At 53.2% G+C, this 10,403-nt stretch carries 9 protein-coding genes and 1 tRNA gene; all 10 read right to left on the minus strand.

Annotated features, from left to right (window positions below):
• Positions 1-39: 39 nt before the first annotated feature.
• The 10 genes from ACO6BQ_RS10650 to hslU all read right to left on the minus strand — a co-directional run bounded on the left by ACO6BQ_RS10650 (position 40) and on the right by hslU (position 10,352).
• Complete coding sequence (locus ACO6BQ_RS10650) at positions 40-1,275, minus strand: aminopeptidase (RefSeq protein WP_489120856.1); 1,236 nt, start codon at positions 1,273-1,275, stop codon at positions 40-42.
• A gap of 1 nt (position 1,276) precedes the next feature.
• A complete protein-coding gene (dtd, locus tag ACO6BQ_RS10655; RefSeq protein WP_489120857.1) occupies positions 1,277-1,720 on the minus strand; it encodes a D-aminoacyl-tRNA deacylase in 444 nt (147 codons plus the stop codon).
• Positions 1,721-1,779: 59 nt separating this feature from the next.
• Positions 1,780-3,063 carry a M18 family aminopeptidase gene (locus tag ACO6BQ_RS10660; protein WP_489120858.1) on the minus strand — a complete coding sequence of 428 codons (1,284 nt, stop codon included), beginning with the start codon at positions 3,061-3,063 and terminating at the stop codon, positions 1,780-1,782.
• A 69-nt stretch (positions 3,064-3,132) separates the two neighbouring features.
• A tRNA-Pro gene (locus ACO6BQ_RS10665) sits at positions 3,133-3,209 on the minus strand.
• A 139-nt stretch (positions 3,210-3,348) separates the two neighbouring features.
• Positions 3,349-3,498 carry a secretion protein HlyD gene (locus tag ACO6BQ_RS10670; RefSeq protein ID WP_489120859.1) on the minus strand — a complete coding sequence of 50 codons (150 nt, stop codon included), beginning with the start codon at positions 3,496-3,498 and terminating at the stop codon, positions 3,349-3,351.
• 60 nt (positions 3,499-3,558) lie between these two features.
• Positions 3,559-5,994, minus strand: coding sequence for a DNA internalization-related competence protein ComEC/Rec2 (locus ACO6BQ_RS10675; protein WP_489120860.1), 2,436 nt, complete (start codon positions 5,992-5,994; stop codon positions 3,559-3,561).
• Entirely contained in the window at positions 5,991-6,557 is a 567-nt protein-coding gene (locus ACO6BQ_RS10680) for a helix-hairpin-helix domain-containing protein (RefSeq protein ID WP_489120861.1), read from the minus strand. The genes ACO6BQ_RS10675 and ACO6BQ_RS10680 overlap by 4 nt, the downstream gene beginning before the upstream one ends.
• A gap of 50 nt (positions 6,558-6,607) precedes the next feature.
• Entirely contained in the window at positions 6,608-7,402 is a 795-nt protein-coding gene (gene speD / locus ACO6BQ_RS10685) for an adenosylmethionine decarboxylase (RefSeq protein ID WP_489120862.1), read from the minus strand.
• A 94-nt stretch (positions 7,403-7,496) separates the two neighbouring features.
• On the minus strand, positions 7,497-8,837 hold the full coding sequence (locus tag ACO6BQ_RS10690) for a replication-associated recombination protein A (protein WP_489120863.1): 1,341 nt from the start codon (positions 8,835-8,837) through the stop codon (positions 7,497-7,499).
• Between the two features lie 120 nt (positions 8,838-8,957).
• A complete protein-coding gene (gene hslU, locus ACO6BQ_RS10695) occupies positions 8,958-10,352 on the minus strand; it encodes an ATP-dependent protease ATPase subunit HslU (RefSeq protein WP_489120864.1) in 1,395 nt (464 codons plus the stop codon).
• Between the last annotated feature and the right edge of the window lie 51 nt (positions 10,353-10,403).

A 10,403-nucleotide genomic window follows, 5' to 3' on the forward strand; every position in this document is an offset into this window, starting at 1 on the left:
GGGCAAAAAAGATGCGTCAAGATGGCGGCGCTGAATTTATCAGTGCTTCCTAAAGTTACCATGTTCCATGATGGTGATTGTCTCCCCCGACGGTGTCCGTCCGACCACCGTGAGGTCTTTCGTTCCAATCATAAAGTCCTCATGGACAAGCGAATGGTTGACACCGTGTTGACGAAGTTCATCCTCTGTCATACTTTCTCCGCCTTTTATGCAGGTCGGATAGGCCTTTCCAAACGCGAGGTGGCAGGATGCGTTCTCATCGAAGAGCGTATTGTAAAAGAGAATGCCGCTCTGCGAGATCGGAGAGTCATACGGCACAAGTGCCACTTCGCCGAGGAAGGACGCGCCCTCATCCGTATGGAGCAGTTCCTTCAAATGTTCTTCCCCCTGCTTCGCCTTGTAGGAGACAACCCGCCCCGCCTCAAACGTAAGCGTGAATCCGCTGATCAGATTTCCGTTGTAGTGGAGCGGCTTCGAGGCAACGACCGTACCGTTCACCCCGTCGCGCTTCGGAAGCGTATATACCTCCTCCGTTGGAAGATTGGCAGCAAAGAGCGTTCCCTCTGCCGACTTTTCCGCACCTCCCATCCAGATATGACCTTTTGGCAGTTCAATGCGCAGATCCGTGCCAAGATGATTCCGATAGTGCAGCTCCGTAAATGCCTGTGTATTGAGAAAGGCTGTCCTCTTTTGCAAAACATCAATGTGCGTGCGCCATGCAGATACAGCATCCTCATTTTTGGAGACACGCACAGCACTGAGGATCTCTCCCCAAAGACGCTCCATCGCCTCCGCATCCGAGCAATTTGGAAACACCTTGCGTGCCCATGCTGTTGTCGGTACAGAGACAACACACCATGTGTTCTTATTGCTCATCAGACGCGCACGGTAGTCCATGAGAGCTTTGCCCGCCGTCTGGCTCGCCTCCGTGAGACGCTTCGGATCGATGTCCGAATAGAGGTCGGGATCCGATGCCGCAATCGAGATGAATGCCGCCCCCTGTGCCGCATGCTCGTCATAGAACGCCTTGCGCCATGCGGGGAATTCACGAAAACGCGCCGCATTTGCCTTCTGAAAGCGAATGTGAGAGAACTCCTCATCGTTCCAGTTGACAGCGACATCATAGGCACCGACATCGTATGCCTCCGATGTGAGCATGTGTACGAAGTCCGCACACGTAATCGGCGCATGGATAATAAGCGGCTGATTCTTCTGGAGGTTGACGCCGACACGAATCACAAGAGCTGCGTATTTTTTCAATAAATCCGTATTCATTTCATACCTCGGTCGTATCAAAGAGCAGGGTGACGGGGCCGTCGTTGATCGAGGACACCTGCATATCCGCGCCGAACGCTCCGCATTCGACATGCACACCACGCTCCCTGAGTTCCTTCATAAACGCTTCGTAGAGCGGGATTGCGTGCTCCGGTTTTGCCGCCTTGGAGAATCCCGGGCGACGCTTTTTGAGATCGGCAAACAGGGTAAACTGTGAAATCACAAGTACCGCACCATCCACCTCGGCAAGTGCACGGTTCATCTTCCCGTTTTCATCGGAAAATACACGCAGATGAACGACTTTCTCCGCCAGATGAGCAGCATCCTCCCATGTATCCTCGGGGGCAATGCCCAGCAAAATAAGATAGCCGACCTGAATCTGCCCACAGATGCGCCCTTCAATTTCGACGGACGCTTCTTTCACTCGTGTGACAACCGCACGCAAGAAATCCCTTCTTTCTACCCAATGTTTCCTATTATAACACGCTTCTGTGTGAATGTCTCTCAAGCGGAAAAAAAAGACATCAGCAACTGCGTAAGGGCGAACTGATCCCGTGCTCCCATCGTTTCGCGTGCCGAATGCATTCCAAGAATTGGTGCGCCGATGTCCATCGTCCGCATCGGAACCTGCGTGGAGAGAATCGACCCAAGTGTCGCGCCGCCCGCCGCATCGGAGTGATTTGTAAAGACCTGATACGGAATCCTCGCACTTTCACAAAGCCCCGCAACAACGGCAAATGCTTCGGGATCGCCGGCATAGGACTGATTCGCAGCGACCTTGAGGACAGCTCCACCGCTTAGAACAGGCTGATTCGTCGGGTCTGCCTTCTCGGGCGCATTCGGATGCAGGGCATGTGCAACATCGACAGAAAGACAGAACCCTTCCATAACTTTTCTGAGATATTCCTCTCGGTCAAGCCCCAGCTTGTAATAGACACGCTCCAACAGGATAGCGAGTGCCGTCGAACCAGCTCCCTGCTTTGTGCGACTCCCCACCTCTTCATTGTCGAAGAGAGCCACAACCCGAATACCTTCACCGTTCCATTCGCGAATGGCATCCATACAGGCCTTGACTGATGAGAGGTTGTCAAGGCGCGGTGCGGAGAGAAAAGCATCGTCGCATCCCAAAAGACAGCCACACTCATAGGGATAGGCATTCAGATCATAGGACAGAATATCCTCCGCCGAAACACCGAGTTCCTCCGCGAGCAGGACAAGCAGTTTCTTTGTATCATCCTCATCGCCGTTACCGTTTTGGAAGAACAATGGCAGAAGATCCTTTTGCGGCTTCAGCTCAACCCCTTCATTCACCTTGCGGTTCATGTGAATCGCAAGATTTGGCACAATCATGAGCGGACGGCGAAAGTCCACAAGCCGCAATGTCGGTGCAAAGGGATCATCAGCGCGCAGGGCAACTGCACCCGCAAGCGAGAGTGGTCGATCCATCCATGTATTACGGATCAGACCGCCATAAATCTCGACATTCAGCTTTCCATAGCCATGATCCTTGAGTACGGGATTGGGCTTAACACGCAGACATGGAAAATCCGTATGCGCACACGCAATGCGCAGAGGGCCTTTTGCTGCATTTTCCCCTATCGCAACAAAAATTATTCCCGTGTTATAGAGCGAGAAAGAATAAACCTGCCCTGTGGAGAGTGCATCGTTTTCATTCATAGGAACTGCACGTAGGAGGTTTGTACTCTGCTCCACCACATGATACGGTGATGTCGACGCATCAATAAATTCGATCAAATCCCCCGCACAGCTTTTTTCCTCAGATGTCATACGTTCCTCACATTCGTTCATAAACAGAAAAAGACCCGCCCATCGGCTGGTCTTTATACGTCGAATAGATGGTCGGGATGACAGGATTCGAACCTGCGGCCTCATCGTCCCGAACGATGCGCGCTACCAAACTGTGCCACATCCCGACAACAACAGATAGTATTCTATCAACTTTTTGCAAAAAAAGCAAGCACTTATTTTCAAGAGTTTACGTCAAAGATCACGAATATGCGTTCCCTACGCAAGCACTTAGTTGTGTAAGCGTTCGTGTGCTTGTACGCTTATTTAGGGAAGCACTGATAAATTCAGTCGCGCCGTCTTAGCACATCTTTTTCGCCCTGTCTGTGTCGACAAATCCTCCACATAGTCCTTGCTATGCGTCCGGTTTGTCTCCTTGACAGGACAAAAAATCTGCACTAATCCGACAGACTTCATTTTATCAGCGATTCCTTAGCGAATTATAGAGTCGCGGCATACATATCGTTCGCCATCTTATCAGTCACGCAAAATTTTCCCCTCGACAAATGTGCTGACCGAAAGATGCTCCCCGTCCGTGCGAAAGACGATCGCACCATCCCGATCTGTACGCAGGGAGCTCGCTCCCATGCGTTCATATCGTTCCAGTACAGAGGAACGTGGATGACCAAACGTATTATCCGCACCCACACAGTAAACAGCATAGAGCGGATGCGTCGCACGAACAAACTCCTCACAGCTGGACGTATCCGATCCATGATGCGGAACTTTGAGCACCGTCACATGGAGATCCATCCCCTGCGCAATCATTTTCTCCTCGTGCTCCTTGACGAGATCGCCCGTAAAGAGAAAGCTCGCGTTTCCATAGCGGACACGGTAGACATTCGAGACCTCGTTGCCTGTCGCGTGATCCACCTCTCCATAGCTGGGCGCATAGAGGACATCGACCGTCACCCCGTCCAAGACAATTGACTGCCCTGCCTCCGCCCTGCCCAGCTTACTCAGGAGAGGATTCCCGTCGCCGAGACGCATACTGCGTGCATATACCGCCGTTCCCTCATCGGCGGTATAGACATGCTTGACCGGCATATGCGTGAGAATCGCGCCCGCACCTGCCGCATGATCCTCGTGTGCATGTGAGAGAAAGATATAGTCCAACGTATGAATGCCATGATGACGCAGATACGGAACATCGATGCGTGCGCCGATATCAAACCTGCCATCCCGAGTGCCACCAGCATCAAAGAGCATGGCGTGACCGTGCGGTGTCAAAACGAGAGCGGCATCCCCCTGCCCGACATCGATAAAATGAACTTCCATCTCATCGGGTTGTGAAACATACCAAGAAAATAGCGCAACAAAAAGAACGGAAGGAATAATAACAATAATTATATAAAAACGTCGAATAAATTCAAATACCGTTACCCTATTTTCCTGTGAAAGCATGAGAAATGAAAGAAGGAGATAGTAAAAAAACCCCGCGCATATCCCCATGGATGGAAGGTCAATCTGTGCGAGGGGCATAGCAGCAATTGCCCGCATCATTTCAAAAGTCATACCGAGCAGCAGACTGTCAAAACCAAAGACGATTTTGCCCAAAAATGGAACGACAAGGGCTGCGATGCCGCCGCCAAGTCCGAGGATAATGACAACATCAACGAGAGGAACAACAATGAGATTTGCGAGAAGCGATGAAATGGAGATCTGGTTGAAATGCCATGCGAGAATGGGCAGTGTTGCGAGCTGCGCCCCCAACGTGATGGAGAGACTTGCCGCAAGTACACGCGGCAGAGGTTTCATCCGCTCACGAAGGACGGGGGCGAGAAAGAGCAGCCCCATCGTCGCCAAAAAAGAAAGCTGAAAGCTGATATGAAAAAGGAGCAGCGGCGAAATCATGAGCATGAGAAGCCCCGTGAGGACCAGCATATAGCGTGCATCGCGCTCCTGACCGAGCACAAGCCCAAGAAACGCAACCGCCCCCATGATGCCGGAGCGGACGGCAGGAGGAACGAGTCCCGCAAGGATCACATAGACAATGATCGCAAGGATGACCGCCGTTGCGGACAGGGCACGCGGCAGTCGGAAAAATAATGCAAGCCATGCAATGACTGCGGCAAGGAGGCTGATATGAGAGCCGGAGACCGACAAAATATGCACAATTCCAGTGATTGTAAAGGCTTCGAGCAGTTCCGGTCGGATGCCCTCATACCCGCCAAAGAGCATGGCAAAGATTGCAGCAGCATCTTCGCGCGGCATGACCTCCGTCATACGATTGATGTAATGTGCACGCACTTGTGCCGCCCATCGAAGAAATTTCTGTGCAAAGGTCGGTGTTTCGTTCGGTGTAATTTCGACCTCGCTGTTTTCTGCAAAAACCCGCGCCGTAATTCCGTCACAGCGGAGCAAAAACACCGTATCAATCAGACCCGGATTCTGATAGCCATGCGGACGGCGAATCGTCCCCACCGCCGCTACCTCATCGCCAATCTGTCCGTACGCCCAATCCCCTTCGCCTTTATGAATCATGTGGATGTGGATTTTTCCGCTGACGGGATGCTCCTCATGCCCCTGCGTTATGTGATGGGGTTCCACAATATAGCGTATGTGCTGCACATGATCTGCATCTGTGCGGACTACAGGTTCGGCGACAATTGTGCCCGCAACACGTACACACGCCCCTGCCGCATGAGAAATATCATGGCTCGGAAGCTCGTATGCGGCGGCAAAGCGAAAGATACCCAATATGAAAAAAAGCCCCACAAAGGCAATCCATGTCCGTTCATTCGCCTGTATGGCGAGGACTGCCGATGCAAGGGCTGCTGCCAAGAGCAAACCGATGAGGTAAGGGGCATACGTTACAAAGGAGATATGCAGCCACGCACTGCAAAAAATCCCCAGACCGAACGCCACGAGGAGACCACAGAGGAAGGAGAGCGGATACTGCCCTGTCTTCATACAGTCACCTTATCTTTCATTTTTTCAAATTTGGCATTGCCAATGCCGCGCACCTTTTTTACATCCTCAATGCTTTGAAAAGGTCCGTTTGTCTCGCGGTACTCGATGATGCGTGCAGACATGGCGGGACCAATACCGGGAAGTTCCTGCAGTTCCTTCTCACTCGCCGTATTGAGGTTGATCTGTCCACTCGCTGTTTTACCGCTCTGCGTGTTCCTCAGATGCTCGGCATCTCTTCCAATGCGTTCGGGCACGCGGATCTGCATTCCGTCCTCCAACAGAGCTGCCATATTGACGCGCTCGATGTCCGCCGTCTCGATCACACCGCCTACTGCGTTGACCGCGTCGGCAACGCGCTGCCCCTCGGTCAATGTGGCAAGTCCCGGCTTTTTCACCTCACCTGTCACATAGACGACAACGGTGCGCGGAGCAGCAGCGTTCTCGCGTGTCCCCTCATCCAGGGTGATTGCCTGCTGTCCTGCGTAGGAGCCGTACATCGTGCCACCGAGAGCGGCAAGAGCGAGAACGAGAAGGATGAGGAGAGCTTTTTTGAACATGGGCATAGGATCGTCCTCCTCAACATAGGACGGCAATGAGCGGATGAAACTGCTCGTCAGTAGACATTCCTTCCGCTGAAGATCTCGATCATCTCACGGCGCAGACTGGTGCTGATGAGGAGGCGCGTTTTCGGCGGAATCTCATCGACATCCGTATTAAATAGATAGTTCTGCAGCTGCGGCTCCTTGATGAGCATCCGCGTATGATAGAGACTCGCCTGGTAGAGATTGATGTCAACGGCATCGTATTCGTCCAGTGTCTCCTGCTTGATAAACTCCTGAATGGAGGTCATCTTGCTGTCCACGAACAGCTTTCGTCCCTGCAAGTCACGGGTGAAACCGCGTACGCGGTAATCCATCGTGATAATATCCGAATCAAACTGACTGATGAGGTAGTCAAGCGTCTGCAGCGGTGTGATCTCCCCGCAGGTCGCCACATCAATATCCACACGGAAGGTTGCAATGCTCGTATCGGGATGGTACTCGGGATAGGTGTGCACCGTCACATGACTTTTGTCGAGATGTGCGAGGATGGTCTCCGGCATGGGTGCTTTTGCATTGACCGGCTTCTTGCTGCCCGAGACGACCGCCGCCTCCTCTGCAATGAGCATGGTGACACTCGCTCCCTGCGGATCATAATCCTGCTTGGCAATGTTGAGAATCCGCGCGCCGATCATATCCGTGACCTGCGAGAGAATCTTTGTGAGACGATCGGAATTATATTGCTCGTCAATGTATTTAATATAGTCCCGCTGCTCTCGCGCAGATTTCGCATAGCAGATATCATAGATATTAAAGCTCAACGCCTTGGTGAGGTTGTTAAACCCGTATAATTTCAGCTTCCCATCCAACGCCGGAGTTCCTTCCTTTCTCTCAATGACGCATATCATCGTCATCACACACAATATTTTTTATTATTTATCGCATATTTATAGTTATTTATATTTATTTATTTGGATTGTCATTCGCGGGATGGTTTTTCTTCCACTCTTTGATCCAATCCAGACGTTCGCGAAAACGTCCTTCCATCCCCTGCTCCGTCGGTTGATAGTATGTTTTTCCAACGAGCGAATCCGGCAGGCACTGCATATTCGTAATACGCTCCTCCGTATCGTGTGCATATTGGTAGCCCTTGCCATAGTCAAGGTCTTTCATGAGTTTGGTTGGGGCATTCCGAATCACGAGCGGAACAGGTTCTGCAAGCATCGTGCGTGCATCCGCAGCTGCTGCAAGATACGCCGTCTCCATTGCGTTCGATTTCGGTGCAAGGGAGAGGTAGATCACCGCCTCGGTCAGATGGACATTGCACTCGGGGAATCCGATGTAGTGACAAGCCTGATATGCTGCAACGGCAAGTTCAAGTGCCCTCGGATCGGCAAGCCCCACATCCTCCGCCGCAAATCGTGTCACTCTGCGTGCGACGTAGAGGGGATCCTCCCCTGCTTCAAGCATCCGCGCAAGCCAGTAGACCGCCGCATCGGGGTCTGAGTTGCGCATGGACTTGTGCAGAGCGGAGATGAGGTTAAAATGTTCCTCTCCGCTCTTATCGTAGAGGAGGGATTTGCGTGAGATGCACTGCGCCAGATTTTCCTCTGTCACATAGATCTCGCCGTCACGCTCGTCTGCATTCAGAACGAGCATCTCAAGCGTGGAGAGTGCGCTCCGTGCATCGCCGTTCGCAAACGCGGCAACCGCCATCAGGCCATCGTCGGAGAGGTGGATCTGCTGACTGCCAAGACCGCGCTCAGAGGATATCGCATAGCGGAGCAGCCGCCCGATGTCCTCCGTATTCAGTCCTTGCAGGACAAAGACGCGACAGCGGGACAGGAGAGCACTGTTGATCTCAAACGAGGGGTTCTCCGTCGTCGCCCCGATCAGCACAATGCTGCCTTTTTCGACGAACGGCAGAAAGGCATCCTGCTGTGCCTTGTTGAAGCGATGGATCTCATCGACAAAGACGATGATACGCTCTCCGTACATACGGCGGCGATCCGCCTCCTGCATCACCGTACGGATATCCTTGATCCCGCTCGTCACCGCAGAGAAATTGATGAACTTCGCCTGCGTCCGTGCGGCGATGATCTGTGCAAGTGTCGTCTTGCCGACACCGGGCGGTCCCCAGAAGATCATGGAGGTGATATGGTCGCTCTCGATGAGGCGGCGCAGTACCTTCCCCTTACCGAGTAGGTGCTCCTGCCCGACAAACTCCTCCAGCGAACGCGGACGAACACGTTCGGCAAGCGGCTGATAGACCGTGCGCTCAAAGAGACCGCCCTGTTCGTCCATGTCCACCCTCCCCCTATACGCATATTCTTTCATAATGGATTATCGCATAAAAAAGAGACTTAGGCAATAGCAAAGAACGGCTTGGAAAAAAATCCAAACCGTTCTTTGTGTCTCTGTTGTTTACAGGATGAAACGCGATACGTCGTGATCGCCCGCAATGTCGGCGAGGCAGCGGTCCACATAGGCACTGTCGATGACGATGTCCTTCTCTTCAAGATCTGGCGCATCAAACGAGAGATCCTCAAGCAGCTTCTCAAGGAGGGTGTAAAGGCGGCGTGCGCCAATGTCCTCGGTCTGCTCATTGACCGTCTCCGCAAGCTCAGCAAGACGCGCGATGGCATCGTCTGCAAAGCGGAGCGTTACACCCTCGACGCCGAGGAGTGCGCTGTACTGTTTGATGAGTGCGTTCTTCGGCTCGGTGAGGATGCGCTCAAAGTCCGCCTTGACGAGCGACTTCAATTCCACGCGAATCGGGAAGCGTCCCTGCAGCTCGGGGATGAGGTCGGACGGCTTTGCCATATGGAATGCACCGGCAGCGATGAAGAGGATGTGATCGGTCTTCACCGGGCCGTATTTCGTCATAACGGTCGAGCCCTCGACAATGGGCAGGATGTCGCGCTGTACGCCCTCGCGCGAGATGTCCGCGCCCGAGCTGCGCCCATTGCTGACCGCGACCTTGTCGATCTCATCGAGGAAGACAATGCCGCTGTACTCTGCGGCATGTACCGCCTCATCAGCGACCACATCCATATCGACGAGCTTGTCCGCCTCCTCGGCAGTGAAGATCTTGCGTGCCTGCGCGACCGTGACCTTGCGCTTGCGACGGTTTTTCGGCACAAGTTTTCCAATCATGGATTGGAGGTTGTCGCTCATGCTCTCGAGGGACGATCCTGCAAACATATTGCCGGCAGGGCGTGCGGACTCCTCCACCTCGATCTCGATGACATCGCTTTCCAGCTCTCCCTTGTGGAGACGCTTGCGCACCCACTCACGTCCCGCCTGATACTTCGGCAGCTCCTCCGCTTCCTGCTTCTCCTCTGTGTCCGAGGAGAACAGGCTGCTGAGTGGATTCGCAGTTTTTTTGGCAGGAGGAACAAAGACATCGATCAGTCGTTCCTCCGCATTTTCCCGTGCCTTTTCCTGCACGTCCTCAATCTTCTGCTGACGCACCATGCGCACAGCGGTCTCCACGAGGTCGCGCACGATGGACTCGACATCACGACCGACATAGCCCACTTCTGTGAACTTCGTCGCTTCGACTTTGAGGAACGGCGCACGGACGAGACGTGCAAGACGGCGTGCGATCTCGGTCTTGCCGACACCGGTCGAACCGATCATCAGGATGTTCTTCGGGATGACATCCTCACGCATCTCATCGTCCAGCTGACGGCTGCGCCAGCGGTTGCGGAGTGCAATAGCGACGGAACGCTTTGCCTCATGCTGCCCTACGATGTATTTGTCGAGTTCGGCAACAATCTCGCGCGGCGTCTGTTCGTTGACCCCGATCTGACTCATGATTATGACCATTCCTTTCCGCTACGCTTCAAGGCACAAAACTGTTACGAA

The sequence above is a fragment of the Centipeda sp. (in: firmicutes) genome (assembly GCF_057271695.1).